Below are 17,392 nucleotides of genomic sequence, written 5' to 3' on the forward strand. Positions count from 1 at the left end.
GAGTACCGCTATCGATCAAAGAACGTTGATCGGGATCTTGATGTATGAAACGCCATTGCTCTCCGGCTCCGGCAGGTGGCCGGCGCGCATGTTTACCTGCACGGACGGCAGGATGAGAACGGGCATGTCGAGCGTGGCGTCGCGGGCCGTGCGCATGGCGATGAACGACGCCTCGTCGATGCCGTCGTGCACATGGACGTTGGCTTCGCGTTCTTCAGCCACGGTGCTTTCGAATTTGACGGCGCGACCGCCTGGCTGATAGTCGTGGCACATGTACAGGCGCGTCTCGGGCGGCAGGCTGAGGACTCGGCGGATCGACCGGTAGAGCGTTGACGCGTCGCCACCGGGAAAGTCGCAGCGGGCAGTTCCGTAGTCGGGCATGAACAGCGTGTCGCCGACGAAGGCGGCCTGCTGGGTGCCGTCGCTGACCACGTAGGTCACGCATGCCGGCGTATGGCCCGGCGTGTGCATCACGCGGACCTCCAGCTCGCCCACATGAAACGTGTCGCCATCGGCAAAAAGGCGGTCGAACTGCGAGCCGTCGGTGCGGAAGTCCGGACCCGCATTGAACAGCTTGCCGAACACGCCCTGTACCCGCGTGACCTCGCCGCCGATGGCGACGTTGCCTCCGAGCCTTTCCCTGAGATACGGCGCCGCGGAAAGGTGATCGGCGTGGACATGGGTTTCAAGCAGCCAGTCCACTCGTGCGCCCAGCGATTCGACGCGGCTCGCGAGCCGGTCTGCCGTGACAGTACGCGTGCGCCCCGATTTCGGGTCGTAGTCAAGCACGGTGTCGATCAGCGCGCAGCGTCGTGTTCCGATATCCAGCAGCAGGTAGCTCACGGTCCATGTGGCGGGATCGAAGAACCCTTCGACGGAAAATCTGCAGGCAGACATTGTGGTGATTCCTCGCAAATGACGGACGCTCGGTCCTGGCGAGGAAAGACAATCCAATAATCGTGCCAGCCTTGCTAGCCGCGGCGCTATTGATTGTTAAATCCATGATCTACATCCGCTTTTCGGTGCATGGCGATCGGCGCACGCGCCGCGTCGCGTGCGCATGCGTGCGACGCGAATGACAGCGGGGACTGCCAAATGGCAGTCAGTGGCATAATTGGCAGTCTGAAAATATCGGCTGCAAGAGCCGGGACCGACGACCATGACTTTGCCTGACCTGACACCGACCGGTTCGCCGTTGCCGGACATGGCGCCGGATGTCGGCGCGCTGGTGTCGTACCTGGAGTACGATCCGCTGCCCGCTATCGTGCTCGATCCGCAGTACCAGATTCTGGCCGCGAACCGGGCGTATCAGCGGCAATTCGGGGTGGAGGGGCAGGCGCACGTTGGCCGCCGGTGCTACCAGGTTTCCCATCATTACGATGTGCCCTGCGATCAGGCCGGTGAGCACTGCCCAATGAAGCGTGCGGCCGAGAGTCGCGGCGCGGACCGCGTGCTGCATATTCATCACACACCGCGCGGCCCGGAACACGTGGACGTCGAGTTGCGGCCGATTATCGATGCCCGCGGCGAGATCATCGCGTACGTCGAGCGGCTGGCGACCGTCCGGGGCGCATCGGCACGACCCAGTGCGGAAGGCCTGGTCGGTCGCGCGCCGGCGTTCAATGAGGCGATCTCCGCCCTGCAGCGCGTCGCGCCGTCGACGTTGCCGGTACTGCTGCTCGGCGAGTCCGGTACGGGCAAGGAACTGTTCGCCCATGCGCTTCACGAAGCGAGCGACCGGGCGCAACGGCCATTCGTTGTCGTCGACTGCTCGGGTATTACCGAAACGCTCTTCGAAAGCGAGTTGTTCGGGTTCGAGAAGGGGGCGTTCACGGGCGCCACCAGTCGAAAACCCGGGCTGGTTGAAACGGCCCAGGGCGGCACGCTGTTTCTCGATGAGATTGGCGATGTGCCTCTAGCGATGCAGGTGAAGCTGTTGCGCCTCATCGAAACCGGCACCTTCAGGCGTGTCGGCGGCACCGAGGTCCAGCGTGCCGATTTCCGGCTCGTCGCCGCCACACACAAGCCGCTCGAGCAGATGATCGCGGCGGGCCAGTTTCGCGCCGACCTCTATTTCCGGATCAGTGCTTTCCCCATTCATTTGCCTGCGGTGCGTGAGCGTGTGGAAGATATCGCGCTTCTCGCCGACTCCATTCTGGCGCGCATAGCCTCAGCGGGACACGGCTCGCCACGCAAAGCCCTGATTTCGCCGGACGCGCTTGCACTGCTGCGTGCGTATTCATGGCCGGGCAACATCCGCGAACTGCGCAACGTGCTCGAGCGGGCCAGCCTCCTCGCCGACGATGGGGTCATTCGGCCCGGCCATTTGCCGGAGTCACTCAGGCGCGAAACCACGGCGCCGCCCGAACGGTTGCCCGCAACGGCTTTCGTTCTGCCTCGCAAGGTGTCGGACGCGGAACTGGCGCGCGCTGCCGCGGAATCGGGCGGCAAGCGCAGTGAACTCGCTGCCCGGCTCGGGATGAGCGAGCGCACGCTGTACCGTCGGCTCAAGGCGCTCACGGACGCCGGCAAAGTCTGACGCCTGCGTTGTCGATCGGGCAACGACTCACGGGCGCAGACTCGCGCCCGCCTGCCTGCAAGCCTTGTGCGATTAGCTTGACGTCCGACTTACGTGTTGGTAGATCAAGCGCCTGGCTGCCGCGCCAACTCGATGCTGGAAAGCGCAATCCCATGACGTTCACGCGCCGTTTCACGCGTCGCGTCAATTTCCTGCAGCGCGCGTGCCGAATCCCATCCCAGCGCCTGTGCGGCAATGGCGGAGACTTCCAGCAACAAGGCGTGAGTCAGATGCCCTGAGATCGCGATGGTCGTGCGGCGGAAAATCAGGTCGGCGAGATGCGTCACCATATCGTGTTCGCACAGGTATCGGATCTCATGTGCCGTGTAGCCCGACTCGCCCGGGAGCGAATGATCCGCGCATGTGTCGCGCGCATGGGCGCAATATGCGGCGACTGCCACCGCCGCTGTGCCGTATCGGGTGAAAAGCGTCTCGGCCCTTGCGGCTGCAATCGCGTGGCGTTGTGCGAGCGCGCCGATCCACGCGGCCCGTTTGTCTGCATCGCGCGGATAATCCCGGCCGCCGCCAATCGGCTCGTGGCGCGTGCCGATCTTGCGTGCGCGTCCGAGGCGTCTGAGCGTATCGTCGGCGACGGATTCCGCGAATCCGCGAAAGGTCGTCCATTTGCCGCCCACCAGGGAAAGCACCGGGACCTGCGTCCCCGGCAGGTGATCGACGCGCACCGCATGATCGCGGCTCACATCGCCCGGATTCGCGGCGTCTGAATAAGGCAGCGGCCGCACGCCGCTATAGCGAAAGGCGATGTCCGATTGCTTGAGATCCACACCCGGAAAGACTTCGCGCAATACGTCGAGCATGTAGGCGACCTCGTCGTCGTCGCAGCGCACGCCGTCCGGATCGTCGACGCGGATATCGGTCGAGCCGATGAGCAGCTTGTCCATGAACGGATAGATGAGCGAGATGCGGCCGTCCTTCGAGCCGTAGTACACCATGCGGCCGCGCAATTGCGCATGGAGTTCGGGATGGTCGACGATCAAATGCGACCCCTTCGTTCCGCCGATGTATTTCCGCTCGATTCCAAGCGCACCGTTGACGCTGTCGATCCACGCGCCGCCCGCATTGACGACGACAGCAGGCGCTGTGGCAAGGCGTTCCTGCGTCACGAGATCACGCAGCCATACGACGCCGTTCTCCACCCGATCGACACTCACGTAATTGGCCGCGGCAGAATGCTCGCAGGCGGCGAGGCCGTCGGCGACGAGTTCGAAGTTCAAGCGTTCGGCTTGCGTCACTTTGGCGTCGTAATACGTGGCAGTCGCCTTGATCGTCGGATCGAGCAGCGGCAAGCTCTGCAGCGATCGCTTCCTGAGCGCGAAACGGTGCCGCGGCATCGTGCGGTCATGCCGGCCGAGAAAGTCATACATCGCCAGACCGATCTTCGAGATGACCGCGCCGCGATCGGCGAGCTTTGCCTTCATACCGAAGAAACGGCGCGCGGAAGCGATCGTGCCGCCGAACCAGGAATGTATCGGCAATACGGTTTCGAGCGGCCGCACATAATGCGGCGCGTTTTTCAGCAGCAGGTTGCGCTCCAGCGTGGATTCGGCCACGAGGCGAAACTCGCCGGTTTCGAGGTACTTCACGCCGCCGTGAATGAGCCGCGACGGCGCGCTGCTCGCGCCGGCGGCGAAATCCGTCTTGTCGATCAGCAGGCAGTCGACGCCTTGCAATGAGAGGTCGCGAAAAAGGCCCGCGCCGTTGATGCCGCCTCCGATAATCAACACGCTGACCTTTGGTTGCTGCCTCAAGCGGTCGAGAAAGAATTTGCGGTTTCGTTCTGGCATCGATGTTTTCCTCCTTCAGTGCGCGACGGCAGCATGGTCGAGCGCGGGCCACAAAGGCTGTATGGCTGCCGCGAGTCGCGACCAGAGCGCATACGCCTCGTCGAGTCGGCTATGTCGTTCGATGTCCGGAACATACGTGTGCGCGACCCGGCACGCGCGCGCGGTCGCATCGGCAAGGGAGGCGAAAGCGCCTACGCCGACACCGGCGCACAGCGCAGCGCCAAGCGCGCTGGCCTCCGGACTCTCGGGAATATCGATCGCAACGCCAAGGACATCGGCGAACAACTGCGCAAGCAGGGGGCTCGACGAGCCTCCGCCGGTCAGACCCGCCCGACGCGCAGGAAACGCGCTCGTCAACGCTTCGACATGCCAACGGTGATTGAACACCATGCCTTCGAGCACGGCACGCGCCAGATGGGCGCGACGATGCCACGAGCGCAGGCCGAAGAACGACGCGCTCGCCGGCTGCTCGAACGGCGAGCCGAACAGGAAGGGATGAAACATGACCGAACTCGGCTGCGTGAAGGCCGCCTGCACTTCGTCGCCGATCAGGTCGAACAACGAACAGCCACGCCGCGCGGCTTCCTGCGTTTCGTGCTGAAAGAGTTCGCGCAACGCCCAGTCGACGTTGCTGGACGACGCGGGCGAGATGGACATGTTCATCCACTGGCCGGGGCGCGTGCCATTGCGGCACGACCAGCGCGGATCCCGGCGCGGTCGATCGGACAGGATTTCGTTGATGCTGAACGTGCCCGCCGTAATCGAAACAACCCCCGCTTCGATGTTGCCCATGCCGAGGGCGCTCGACGTGACGTCGTGCAGCCCGCAGGCAACGGGTGTGCCTTCCTTGAGACCGGTCTGCGCTGCGGCCTGCGCGGTGACCCGGCCGGCCGCCGCCGCCGAAGCGGTGATCGCCGGCAGCGTACGGCCGATCGACGTCAGGCCGTAGAGCGCGAGGACATCGTCGCTGTAGGTCTGGGTGTCGACATCGGTGAAGGACGAACTCGCCTCGGTCGGGTCGGTGGCCGGCACGCCGGTCAGGCAGAGACGAAGCCAGTCCTTGCAAAAGAGCACATGGCCGATCCTCGCAAAGCGCTCCGGCTCGTTGAGCTGGATCCACTTGAGCAGGCTCACGGCTGCGTAGGGATAGGGCTGCTGACCCGTCCGCGCCAGCGCTTTTTCGAGCACGCCTGCCTCGCGCCAGTGTTCGGTGACGTCGAATGCGCGACTGTCGAGCGACAGGATGCCCGGCCCGAGCGGTGCGCCGGCGCTGTCGACGAGATAGAGCCCGTCACCGTGCCCGGTCACGCCCACGGCCGCAACCGAGTTAGCCGGAATCTTGCTCAACGCATCGCGGATGGCGCCGCAGGCCGCTTCCCAGACCTGTTGCATGTCGCGTTCGACGTGCCGCGCGCGAGGTTGACGTTGCTCGACGCGCCGGCTTCCTAGCGCGACGGTGTGTCCGGATGTATCAAAAACGACGGCCTTGGTGGCGGTCGACCCACTGTCGACGCCGAGTAGATAGCGTTCCATCGTGTCTCCATGCTTGTTTTGGTGCGTTGCAACAGATCCCTTCCGGCCCCTTGAACAGACGAAGCCATCCAGGGTTATCGCGGATAGCAGTCGCCGAAAGGAATGCTTACCTTGAGGTCACTGAAATAAATTTCATCGCACGAAAAAAATATCACTTTTCGTGTGTGTATGGAGACAACATGACGAAAATCGCCGGAAAGCGTGACGCCGAGGACAGTCTCGCGATACGCGCGGCCTGGCTGCACTACGCAGCCGGGCAGACCCAGGCCGACGTCGCGTCGCGACTCGGCGTGAGCAGCGTCAAGGCGCATCGGCTGATCACGCGCGCCAATCAGAGCGGTGCGATCAAGTTCACCATCGACGGCGATGTCGCCGAGTGCGTCGTGCTCGAAGCCGAACTGGCGCAGCGCTATGGGCTGAGCTATTGCGAAGTGGTGCCGGATCTGCACGAAGGCGACTTGCCGCTGCGTGCGCTGGGCGTCGCTGGGGCCTACTTCCTGCAACGCGAGATCGCGGCGCGCCAGGACGGCGTGATCGGCATCGGGCACGGGCGCACGCTCGCCGCCGCGGTAGCGAACATTCCGCGCATGGACGCGGGCACGGTGCGCTTCGTGTCGCTGCTGGGCGGCGTGACGCGCAAGTACACCGCGAATCCGTATGACGTCATTCACAAGCTCGCCGACCAGACGGGTGCGGTGTCGTACGTGCTGCCGCTGCCGTTTTTCGCCAATACCGCGGAGGATCGCGAGGTGCTGCTCTCGCAGCGTGGCGTGCGCGAAGTGTTCGATCTCGCGGCGCATGCGGACTTGATGGTCGTCGGCATCGGCTCGGTGGACGCGGACGCGCAGCTTGTCGCGTCGCAGATGATCGAGCCGGGCGAAATCGAAGAAGTGCGCAGCAAGGGTGGCAAAGGCGAACTGCTCGGCCATTTTTTCAGCGAAGCCGGCGACTCCGTCGAAACGTCGCTGGCGGCGCGCACGGTGGCGCCCCCGTTGGCCGATCTGACGAGCCGGCGCATCGTGGCCATTGCCGGAGGCGCGTCGAAGATCGCTGCCATCCGCGCGGTCCTGAAAAGCGGCCTCCTTAGCGGCCTGATCACCGACGAGGCCACGGCGCTCGCGCTGAGCAGGGATCCTGCCGCGCAGGAAGCGCCGTGATGGATAACGGCATGGGCGAAGTCAGGGGCACAGTCAATGGCAGCGCGGCCCGAGATCTCCTCGTCGGCATCGACGCGGGCACCTCGGTCATCAAGGCCGTGGCCTTCGATTTGTCAGGACGGCAGATTGCCGTGGCCTCGCTGCCCAACCGCTACACGACCAGCGCCGACGGCGCGGCGGTCCAGTCGCTCGCGCAAACCTGGGCCGATTGCGCGCAAGCCGTGCGCGATCTCGGCGTGAAGGTCGAAGGGCTCGCGCAGCGCACGCAGGCGCTGGCGGTCACGGGCCAGGGCGACGGCACGTGGCTCGTCGGCGCGGGCAACCAGCCCGCAAGCGACGCGTGGCTGTGGCTCGACGCGCGTGCCGCGAACACGGTGCGCGCCTTGCAGGAGGGCCCCGCGAGTCGCGCGCGCTTCGAGGCGACCGGCACCGGGCTTGCCGCATGCAGCCAGGGCGCGCAGATCGCCCATATGGCCGCGACGATGCCTGACGTGCTGGCGCGCGCCGAAGTCGCGCTGCATTGCAAGGACTGGCTGTATCTCAATCTCACCGGCGTGCGCGCGACCGATCCGTCGGAGGCCAGCTTTACCTACGGCAACTTCCGCACGCGCCGCTACGACGACGCGGTCATCGACGCGCTCGGCCTGAGCGCGCGGCGTGGCCTGCTGCCCGAGATCATCGACGGGACCGGGCTCACGCATCCGCTCTCCGCGCAGGCAGCGGCAGCGACGGGCCTGCTGGCCGGCACGCCCGTGTGCCTCGGCTTCGTCGATATCGTGCTGACGGCGCTGGGCGCGGGCATTCACACCGAAGGCGCGGCGGGTGCGAGCTGCTCTATCGTCGGTTCGACGGGCATGCACATGCGGGCCATGCGCAACGAAAACGTGCATCTGAACGCGCAAGGCACGGGCTATGTCATCGCGCTGCCGTTGCCGGGCATGTCGGCGCAGGTGCAGTCGAACATGGCGGCGACGCTGAACGTGGACTGGGTGCTCAATCTCGCGTGCGATCTGCTCACGCAGTTCGGCACGAGTCTTTCGCGCAGCGACCGCATCCAATGCATGGACGGCTGGCTGCAGGAGGGGCGGCCGGGCTCGCTGCTGTATCACCCCTATATCTCGGATGCGGGCGAACGCGGGCCGTTTGTCGAGCCCAACGCGCGTGCGGACTTCATTGGACTGACGAGCGAGAGCCGGTATCCGGACCTGGTTCGCGCGGTGGTCGAAGGGCTCGGGATGGCCGCACGCGACTGCTACACGTCGATGGGCATTCCGATGCCGGACGAACTGCGCCTGACCGGCGGCGCGACGCGTTCGCGCGCCTTGCGCGGCGTGCTCGGCGCCGTGGTCGGCGCGCCCACGCGGATCTCCACCCGCGAGGAAGCGGGCGCGGCCGGTGCGGCCATGATGGCTGCGGTTGCGCTCGGCGTGTACCCGGACATGAATGCGTGCATCGCCGAATGGGTCACGCCGCTGCTTGGGCAGCCCGAGTCGCCCGATGCGGAGCTGACCCGGTTGTATGCGCAACTTTTTCCCGCGTATCGCCAAGCGCGCGAGGCGCTGGTGCCGACGTGGGCGGAAACGGCCCGCTTGCTGAAATCGCAGCATCGGCATCGGCCCGAGGCGGTTTCCGCAAGCCTCAACGAACGTCGAACATGGAACGTGAGATGAGCGAGAAGGACATGGTGGACCTCTGTGTCGTCGGCGGCGGCATCAACGGCGCGGGTATCGCGCGCGATGCGGCGGGCCGCGGGCTGTCGGTAATCCTGTGCGAGAAGGACGATCTGGCGCAGGGTACCTCATCGCGTTCCGGCAAGCTGGTTCATGGCGGGCTGCGTTATCTGGAGTACTACGAATTCCGGCTCGTGCGCGAGGCGCTGATCGAGCGCGAAGTGTTGCTCAACGCCGCGCCGCACATCATCTGGCCGCTGCGTTTCGTACTGCCGCACAGTCCCGGTGATCGTCCTGCCTGGCTCGTGCGCACCGGCCTTTTCCTGTACGACCATCTCGGCGGCCGCAAGCGGCTGCCGGGCACGCGCGCGCTCGATCTGTGGCGCAACCCCGAAGGGGCGCCGATCAAGGACGAATATCGCAGGGGCTTCGAGTACTCCGACTGCTGGGTCGACGACGCGCGCCTCGTGGTGCTCAACGCCATGGACGCCGCCCGGCGCGGCGCCGAAGTGCTCACGCGCACCGCGTTTGTTTCGGCGCGGCGCGAAGGCGCAGCGTGGCGCGTGGAGTTGCGCGACGCGCGCAACGGCTCGACGCGGGTGGTGAGCGCGCGGGCGCTGATCAACGCGGCCGGCCCCTGGGTATCCGAAGTGATCGCGCGCGCGGGTGCGCAGTCGACGCGCAAGGTGCGGCTCGTCAAGGGCAGCCATCTCGTCACGCCGAAGTTCTGGGAAGGTCCGCATTCGTACCTCGTGCAGAACCACGACAAGCGCGTGATCTTCATCAACGCGTACGAAGGCGACAAGGCCCTCATCGGGACGACCGATGTCGCCTGGGACGGCGCCCCGGAAACGGTGGCGATCACGAACGACGAGATCGACTATCTGCTCTCCGCGGTGAATCGCTATTTCAAGCATCCGCTGCGCAGGCAGGACATCGTGGAGACGTTCTCGGGCGTGCGTCCGCTCTACGACGACGGCAACGGCAACCCGTCGGCGGTCACGCGCGATTACGTATTCGACCTGGACGTGACCGGCGGCGCGCCGCTATTGAACGTCTTCGGCGGCAAGATCACCACGTTCCGCAAGCTCGCCGAGCACGCGCTGCAAAAGCTGCAGCCGGCCTTCCCGAAGATGGGCGCGGACTGGACCGCAGCCGCGACGCTGCCGGGCGGCGACTTTGAAGGCGCCGACGTGCCGCGTTTCATGGCGAAACTCCAGGCGCAGTACGAGTGGCTGCCGCGCAATCTGTTGCGCCACTACGCCCAGACGCACGGCACGCTGACGTCCAGCGTGATCAACGGCGCGACCTCGCTTGCCGGTCTGGGCCAGCAGTTCGGGCCGACCTTTCATGAGGCGGAGGCACGTTATTTGATGGCTAACGAATGGGCCGAGTCGGCCGACGACATGCTCACGCGGCGCACCAAGCACGGCTTGCACATGAGCGCCGCGCAAAAGGCCGCCTTCGGAGTCTGGCTCGACGGCCTCGTGAGGAAATCCGCGTAAGCGGGGCGGACCCCGCCGCGCCCCATACGACACGAGACGAACATGGCATTCACACTCGCACTCAACACGAATCCGCTGGTGAACCGCTTTGCGGAGCCGGGCGACCTGGTCGACGCCATTGCGCACGACATGAAGATCCGCGACGTGCAGTTGACTCACGAGTTCATCAATCCGTCGTGGCCGGCAGCGACCACGCGCAGGCTCACGCGCGAGATGCGCGCGGCGATGACGCGAACCGGCGTGCGTATCACGTCCGGCATGACGGGGCCCTACGGGCGGCTGAACCACTTCGGCCATCCGGATGCCGATGTGCGCCGCTATTACGTCGACTGGTTCAAGACCTTCGCCGATATCATCGCCGACCTGGGCGGCGATTCCATCGGCACGCAGTTCGCCATCTTCACCTACAAGGATTTCGACGACCGGGCACGCCGCGACGCGCTGATCCGGACCGCGATCGATTGCTGGGCCGAAGTCGCCGGGCATGCGAAGGCGGCGGGGCTGAAATACGTGTTCTGGGAACCGATGTCGATCGGCCGCGAATTCGGCGAGACCATTGCCGCGTGCATGGCGCTTCAGGACAAGCTGAGTGCCGCGAACATGGCGATCCCCATGTGGATGATGGCCGATATCGACCATGGCGACGTCACCAGCCCCAATCCCGACGACTTCGACCCGTATGCGTGGGCGCGCGCCGTGCCGCGGGTGTCGCCGATCATTCACATCAAGCAGTCGCTGATGGACAAGGGCGGCCATCATCCTTTCACCGCCGAGTTCAACGCGCGAGGCCGTATTCAGCCCGAGCCGCTGATCAAGGCGCTGCACGAAGGCGGCGGACGCGACAACGAGATCTGCCTCGAGCTGTCGTTCAAGGAGCGCGAGCCGGCCGACCGGCAAGTCGTCGAGCAGATCGCCGAATCGGTGGCGTTCTGGGCGCCGCATTTCGATTCCGGCGTTGCCGATCTGAATATCTGAGGAGATCAGACGATGCACGGCACGAGGACACAGAAGCTGATCAACGACGGCGACGCCGCCGTCGACGAGATGCTGGAAGGCATCATGGCCGCCCACGGCGATCTGCTGACGCGCAACGACAGTGCGCCGCGCGCGATCGTCGCGCGCAACGGGCCGCGCGCCGGCAAGGTGGCGCTCGTGATCGGCGGCGGGTCGGGCCATGAGCCGACGTTTCTGGGCTTCGTCGGCAAGGGGCTGGCCGATGCGGCGGTGATCGGCAACGTCTTCGCGTCGCCGCCGCCGCAGCCGGCCGTGGACGCCGCGCTCGCCGCGCATGGCGGTGCGGGCGTGCTGTTCATGTACGGCAACTATGCCGGCGACGTGATGAATTTCGATATGGCCACGGAGATGCTCGAACTCGAGGGTGTCGAGGCGCGCACGGTGCTGACGACCGACGACATTGCCTCGGCGCCGCGCGGGAAGCGCGCGACGCGGCGCGGCGTGGCGGGCAATGTGTTCATCTTCAAGGCGGCGGGCGCCGCGGCCGATCTGATGATGCCGCTCGACGAGGTGGAGCGCGTCGCGCGCCATGCCAACGCGCGCACCTACACGCTGGGGGTAGCGCTCGCGCCATGCTCGCTGCCGCAAACGCGTCGTCCCAACTTCGGGATCGCGCCTGGTGAAATGGAAATCGGCATGGGCATTCATGGCGAGCCGGGCATGCGCCGCGAGGCGCTGCGCACGGCCGACGCCGTCAGCGACGAAATCATGGATGCCATCCTCGCCGAGATGGAGGCCGCAAAAGGCGATCGCGTCGCCGTGCTCGTGAACTCGCTCGGCGCCACGCCGCTCATGGAGCTGTACATCCTCAACCGCCGCGTTGCGCAGCGGCTGAGGCAAGCAGGGCTCACGGTGCATCGCACGCTGGTCGGGCCGTTTTGCACGTCGCTCGAAATGGCGGGCGCGTCGATCACCGTGATGCATCTGGACGACGAACTTCAGCGTCTCATCGATCACCCGTGCGAATGCGCGATGTTTCAGCAGAGGGCCGCATGATGCCCGCGCTGACGACTGCCGATACGGCACGCCTCTTTCGCGCACTCGCCGGCGCCGTCGCGGAGGCGCGCGACGAGCTTTGCCGGCTCGACGGCGAGATCGGCGACGCGGATCACGGTATCGCGATGGAGCAGGGCTTTTCTGCGGCCTCGAAAGCGATCGAGACGCTGCCGGCACAAGCCACCCTCGCGGATCAGTGGAACGCGGCGGCAAAGGGTTTCCTGAACGCGGTTGGCGCTTCGTCGGGTCCGCTGTATGCCACCGCATTCATGCGCGCGGCGAAGGTGGCCGGTGCGCGCCAGGCGCTACCGCTGAACGAGGCGCCGGGCCTGATCGTCGCGATGGCCGAAGGCATCCGCTCGCGCGGACGGGCTGAAGTCGGCGAAAAAACGATGGTCGACGCCTGGGCGCCCGCTGCGGCGGCGATCGAGCAAGGCATGCAGGAGGGCTTGCCGGTGGGCGAGATCATGACGCGCGCGGGCGAGGCGGCAACGGCGGGCGCCGAGTCCACGATAGCGATGGTCGCGACCAGGGGGCGGTCGTCGCGTCTTGGCGAGCGCAGCATCGGACACATGGATCCGGGCGCGGCGTCGGCCGCGATGGTGGTCAATGTGATCGCAGAAAACTGGAGGAGACATGGCACAGATTGAATGGGCAGACGAACGGCAATGCCGTCGTACCGACGCAAGCGAGGTGACCCAATGAGCGCCATGGCTCCCTCGACGAAACGTCAGTCCGGGCACAAGGCTCGCCTCGTGATCGAGGTGGGGTTGCTGGTGATTTTGCTGGTCGCGATGGCGACGAGCACGAAGGTCGTGCAGATCGGCTCCGGCGCGGACTCGCAAACTCAGGAATTCGAACCGGCCGCCTACGGCAAGAAGCAATTCCCGAAGACCCAGGCAGCCATCGAAAAGCGCGCGGTCGATGCCGCCACGCTGGCCGCGGCCATCGCCAAAGATCAGGACGCCGCGGGCAAGCAGTACGGTGTGGCGGGCGGCGGCGTGGGACCGGAGATGGCGGTGAAGTTCACCGGCGTGGCCGGCAAGGAAGATGCGGGCGTGTACGAAGTGAAGGTGCCGGGTTTGCCTGATTCGCTCGTCGTGCGTGTGCAAACGGGGCCGGCCATCAACGGCACGGATCTGCGCGATGCCACCGGCGACATCAGCTTCGGGCAGTTCACCAACCAGATCGACTATCAGAACGCCGGCTACGCGATCAATTCGGAAATGAAGAAAGCGGTCCTGTCGAAAATCGATACGACCAGACTGACGGGCAAGACCGTCTCGGTCGTCGGCGTGTTCCAGCTGATCAATCCGAACGGCTGGCTCGTCACGCCTGTGAAGCTGGACGTCAAATGAGCACCGCGACCCCCATCACGACGCCTGCCGCAACGAAGGACGGCGTACTGCTTTGCGCGCGCAACATCGTCAAGTCATACGGCGGCGTGCATGCCCTGAAGGGCGTGAACTTCGAGGTCCATCGCGGCAAGGTCACGACGCTGTTCGGCGAGAACGGTGCAGGCAAGTCGACCTTGATGAAGATTCTTTCCGGCGTGGAAAAGCCCACGTCGGGTGAGATCGAACTCGACGGCGAGCGCGTCGCCTTCGGCTCGTCGAGCGATGCGCGCGATCACGGCATCTCGATCATTCACCAGGAGTTGAGCCTCGCGCCCAATCTGAGCGTGCGCGACAACATCTTCATGGGCCGGGAACTGCGCACGCCGACCGGCGTGGACTTTGCCGAAGAGGCGCGCCAGACGCGGGCGCTGATGGCCGACCTCGAGGAAGAGATTGACCCGATGACGCTGGTCCAGGACCTGCGCCTCGGCCAGCAGCAGGTGGTCGAGATCGCACGCGCGCTCTCGGTCGATTCGCGCATTCTTATCATGGACGAGCCGACTTCCGCGCTGAGCGCCTCCGAGGTCGAGGTGCTCTTCAAGGTGATCCGCGACCTGACGAGCCGCGGCGTTTCGATCGTGTACATCTCGCATCATCTCGAAGAGGCGTTGCAGGTCACGGACTACGCCGTGGTCCTGCGCGACGGCAGGATCACCGCCACGGCGCAGCGCAAGGACATCGACCTGGGGTGGATCGTGCGCAACATGGTCGGCGAGAATTTCGATCTCGGCGCGCCGCCGACGGGCTACGCGTTCGGCGACGTCGCGCTCGACATCGACGACATCAGCGTCGCCGACGAATCGGGCGCGGGCGCGCCGGCGGTCGATCATCTGTCGCTCAAGGTGCGCGCCGGTGAAATCGTCTGCATCTACGGATTGATGGGCGCCGGCCGCACGGAGCTGCTCGAGGCCGTGGCCGGGCGCACGCACCTTCCCGTGACGGGCGGCAAGGTGCTGCTCGAAGGCGAGGACATGGCGTCGCTGAGCATCAGCGAACGCATCGCGAAAGGCCTCGTGCTGGTGCCGGAGGACCGGCAGCGCGATGGCCTCGTGCCGACCATGAGCGTGGGCTCGAACCTGTCGCTCGCGAGCATCCGCGCCTTTGTGAGGGGCTTCCTGATGTCGCCTGGCGCCGAGCGCGAGCTCGTGGGCGAATCGATCCGCAACGTGCACGTCAAGACCTCGGGCGCGGGTGCATCGATCCGCTCGCTGTCCGGCGGCAATCAGCAAAAGGTGGTGATCGGCAAGATGCTGGCGACCGGGCCGAAAGTCATCCTGCTCGACGAACCCAGCCGCGGCATCGACATCGGCGCGAAAGCGGAGGTGTTTCGCCTGCTCGCGGAGAACGCGAAGCGAGGTCTGGCCGTGGTCTATTCGACTTCGGAAGTCGGGGAATGTCTGAGCGTCGCGCATCGCATCATCGTGATGCGGCGCGGCAAGATATCCGCCGAATTCGCGCCGAACGCCAACAAGGACGACATCATGGCCGCCTCGGGCGAAGCCGTTGTCGTCTGATCGAAGCAATGCCAGGAGACATTCAACATGAACCATGCCGCCAAAACATCGGGATCCAGTCGCTTCGGCGGAGAAGGGCTTGACTTTGGCAAGATCCTGCTCGAAGGACGTGCGTTTTTCGCGCTGATCGCCATCGTCATTATCTTTTCCTTTCTGTCACCCAATTATTTCGCACTAGAAAATTTCCTGACAATGGCCTCGCACGTGGCCATTTACGGAATCCTTGCGATCGGCATGCTGCTCGTCATCATCAACGGCGGAATCGACCTCTCGGTCGGCTCCACGCTCGGACTCTCCGGTGTCGTCGCGGGGTTCTTCATGCAGGGCGTGACGCTGAACATGCTCGGCGTCGTGCTGTACCCGCCGGTGTGGGTGGTGGTCGTGCTGTGCTGTGCGCTCGGCGCGCTGATTGGCCTCGTCAACGGCATTCTCATCGCGCGCTTCAGGGTGCCGGCCTTCGTCGCCACACTCGGCGTCATGTATGTCGTGCGCGGGTTCGCGCTGCTGATGACCAACGGTCTCACCTACAACAACCTGGGTGGACAGGCCGACCTGGGCAATACCGGCTTCGACTGGCTTGGCTTCGACCGGCTGTTCAACGTACCGGTGGGCGTGTTGATCCTGGTGGTTATCGCGGTTCTTTGCAGCGTCGTGCTCAATCGCTCGGCATTCGGGCGCTGGCTTTACGCCTCGGGCGGCAATGCTCGCGCTGCAGAACTCTCCGGCGTGCCGGTAAAACACGTGCAGATCAGCGTGTACATGCTTTCGGGCGTCTGCGCGGCGATCGCCGGGCTGATTCTGTCCTCGCAGCTCACCTCCGCGGGTCCGACGGCCGGCACGAGCTACGAACTGACGGCCATCGCGGCCGTGGTGATCGGAGGCGCGTCGCTGATGGGCGGTACCGGCAATATCCGCGGCACGCTGCTCGGCGCGTTCGTGATCGGTTTTCTGTCCGACGGTCTCGTGATCATCGGCATCTCGTCTTACTGGCAAACCGTATTCACCGGCGCGGTCATCGTCCTCGCGGTGTTGCTGAACGCCATTCAATATCGCCGCCGCGTCAAGCGTCCCGCGCCGACCGGTGGACAACTGGCTTCTTCGCAAGGCGGCGGCAAGGCATGAGCCGTGCAGCCGGCAAGCGAGAAGTGAATTGAAGCGCTACACCATCATCCACTGAGGAGGAGACCTCTCATGACGTTCAAGACAAAGACCACGATCCTTGCGGCCCTGGCTTTGGCCGCACCGTTGTTCGCCGGACAGGCTCACGCAGCCGGCGGCCTCATCAGCATCATCGTCAACGATCCTGCGAACCCGTACTGGCTGGCCGAAGGCAACATTGCTTCTGCCGAAGCCAAAAAGCTCGGCTACACCGCCAATGTTTCCGCGTCGAAAGGCGACACGAATACCGAGAGTCAGCAGATCGACACGGCCATTACCAACAAGTCGGTCGCGATCATTCTCGACCCGGCCAACGCCAGCGGTTCGATTGGCGCCGTGAAGAAGGCGATCGCCGCAAAGATTCCGGTGTTCCTCGTCAACGCGGAAATCAATCAGCCGGGCCTTGCCAAGGCGCAGCTGGTGTCGAACAACGCCCAGGGCGCCGCGCTTGGCGCCCAGCAATGGGTCAAGGACGTCGGCTCGAAGGGCAATTACGTCGAGCTGCTCGGCGCGCCGTCCGACAACAACGCGGCGACGCGCTCGAACGGCTACAAATCGGTGCTGAGTCAGTATCCGGATCTGAAGATGGTGGGCTCGCAAGTGGCCAACTGGGATCGCACACAAGGTTTCAACGCCACGCAGAGCCTGTTGCAGGCGCATCCGGACGTAATCGGCGTAATCAGCGGCAACGACGAGATGGCGCTCGGCGCGATCGCCGCGCTCAAGCAGGCAGGCAAGCTCAAGAGCGTGAAGGTCGGCGGCTTCGACGGTTCGCCCGCGGCGGTCGAAGCGGTCAAGGCCGGCGAGTTGCAGTACACGGTGCTGCAGCCGGTGGCGGAGTTCTCCGCCAAGGCGGTGCAGGAGGCGGACCAGTACCTGAAGACCGGCAAGACGGGTGCATCGAGCGAGAAGCAGCTGTTCGACTGCGTGCTGATCACCAAAGCGAATGTGTCGAAGTACACCGCGCCGTTCGTGCTGTCGAAGTGAGCCGCCAGCCGTATTGACTCGTGCGCCGGAGCAGCGGTGCGAGCCGCTTCCGCGGGTTCCGGCGCGCCATGCGCTGCA

At 65.1% G+C, this 17,392-nt stretch carries 14 protein-coding genes; 11 read left to right on the forward strand and 3 right to left on the reverse strand.

Features of this window, described 5'->3' with window-relative positions; genetic code table 11:
• Positions 1-15: 15 nt before the first annotated feature.
• The gene (locus BHE01S_RS09320) at positions 16-897 is read right to left on the reverse strand and encodes an MBL fold metallo-hydrolase (protein WP_042263041.1); all 882 of its coding nucleotides are present in this window, start codon (positions 895-897) and stop codon (positions 16-18) included.
• A 262-nt stretch (positions 898-1,159) separates the two neighbouring features.
• Here BHE01S_RS09320 and BHE01S_RS09325 point away from each other — a divergent pair, with 262 nt between their 5' ends.
• Positions 1,160-2,539, forward strand: coding sequence for a sigma-54 interaction domain-containing protein (locus BHE01S_RS09325; RefSeq protein WP_042263042.1), 1,380 nt, complete (start codon positions 1,160-1,162; stop codon positions 2,537-2,539).
• A 104-nt stretch (positions 2,540-2,643) separates the two neighbouring features.
• Here the strand turns inward: BHE01S_RS09325 and BHE01S_RS09330 are convergent, their stop codons facing one another.
• Positions 2,644-4,383 (reverse strand): glycerol-3-phosphate dehydrogenase/oxidase, encoded by a 1,740-nt coding sequence (locus tag BHE01S_RS09330; RefSeq protein ID WP_042263044.1) that lies wholly within the window; start codon positions 4,381-4,383, stop codon positions 2,644-2,646.
• Between the two features lie 15 nt (positions 4,384-4,398).
• Positions 4,399-5,916, reverse strand: coding sequence for an FGGY-family carbohydrate kinase (locus BHE01S_RS09335; RefSeq protein ID WP_042263047.1), 1,518 nt, complete (start codon positions 5,914-5,916; stop codon positions 4,399-4,401).
• A gap of 179 nt (positions 5,917-6,095) precedes the next feature.
• Between BHE01S_RS09335 and BHE01S_RS09340 the strand changes: the two genes are divergently transcribed.
• From BHE01S_RS09340 to BHE01S_RS09385, 10 genes are all read left to right on the forward strand, one after another.
• Entirely contained in the window at positions 6,096-7,073 is a 978-nt protein-coding gene (locus BHE01S_RS09340) for a sugar-binding transcriptional regulator (protein ID WP_042263049.1), read from the forward strand.
• Between the two features lie 11 nt (positions 7,074-7,084).
• Complete coding sequence (locus BHE01S_RS09345; RefSeq protein ID WP_042263288.1) at positions 7,085-8,743, forward strand: FGGY-family carbohydrate kinase; 1,659 nt, start codon at positions 7,085-7,087, stop codon at positions 8,741-8,743.
• Positions 8,740-10,248 carry a glycerol-3-phosphate dehydrogenase gene (locus BHE01S_RS09350; protein ID WP_042263052.1) on the forward strand — a complete coding sequence of 503 codons (1,509 nt, stop codon included), beginning with the start codon at positions 8,740-8,742 and terminating at the stop codon, positions 10,246-10,248. The genes BHE01S_RS09345 and BHE01S_RS09350 overlap by 4 nt, the downstream gene beginning before the upstream one ends.
• Before the next feature lie 42 nt (positions 10,249-10,290).
• Positions 10,291-11,223: a sugar phosphate isomerase/epimerase family protein gene (locus tag BHE01S_RS09355; protein ID WP_042263053.1), complete on the forward strand. Its 933-nt coding sequence runs from the start codon at positions 10,291-10,293 to the stop codon at positions 11,221-11,223.
• A 12-nt stretch (positions 11,224-11,235) separates the two neighbouring features.
• Positions 11,236-12,258: a dihydroxyacetone kinase subunit DhaK gene (locus BHE01S_RS09360; protein ID WP_042263056.1), complete on the forward strand. Its 1,023-nt coding sequence runs from the start codon at positions 11,236-11,238 to the stop codon at positions 12,256-12,258.
• The gene (gene dhaL, locus BHE01S_RS09365; protein WP_084068699.1) at positions 12,255-12,908 is read left to right on the forward strand and encodes a dihydroxyacetone kinase subunit DhaL; all 654 of its coding nucleotides are present in this window, start codon (positions 12,255-12,257) and stop codon (positions 12,906-12,908) included. Before BHE01S_RS09360 ends, dhaL begins: the two co-directional genes overlap by 4 nt.
• Positions 12,909-12,959: 51 nt before the next feature.
• Entirely contained in the window at positions 12,960-13,616 is a 657-nt protein-coding gene (locus BHE01S_RS09370) for a DUF2291 family protein (RefSeq protein WP_042263059.1), read from the forward strand.
• Complete coding sequence (locus tag BHE01S_RS09375; protein WP_042263062.1) at positions 13,613-15,169, forward strand: sugar ABC transporter ATP-binding protein; 1,557 nt, start codon at positions 13,613-13,615, stop codon at positions 15,167-15,169. The genes BHE01S_RS09370 and BHE01S_RS09375 overlap by 4 nt, the downstream gene beginning before the upstream one ends.
• 27 nt (positions 15,170-15,196) lie before the next feature.
• Positions 15,197-16,291 carry an ABC transporter permease gene (locus BHE01S_RS09380; RefSeq protein ID WP_042263064.1) on the forward strand — a complete coding sequence of 365 codons (1,095 nt, stop codon included), beginning with the start codon at positions 15,197-15,199 and terminating at the stop codon, positions 16,289-16,291.
• Positions 16,292-16,360: 69 nt separating this feature from the next.
• Positions 16,361-17,314 carry a D-ribose ABC transporter substrate-binding protein gene (locus BHE01S_RS09385; RefSeq protein ID WP_042263067.1) on the forward strand — a complete coding sequence of 318 codons (954 nt, stop codon included), beginning with the start codon at positions 16,361-16,363 and terminating at the stop codon, positions 17,312-17,314.
• Positions 17,315-17,392 lie beyond the last annotated feature (78 nt).

The sequence above is a fragment of the Paraburkholderia heleia NBRC 101817 genome (assembly GCF_000739775.1).
In the GTDB taxonomy this organism is placed as follows: Bacteria; Pseudomonadota; Gammaproteobacteria; order Burkholderiales; family Burkholderiaceae; genus Paraburkholderia; species Paraburkholderia heleia.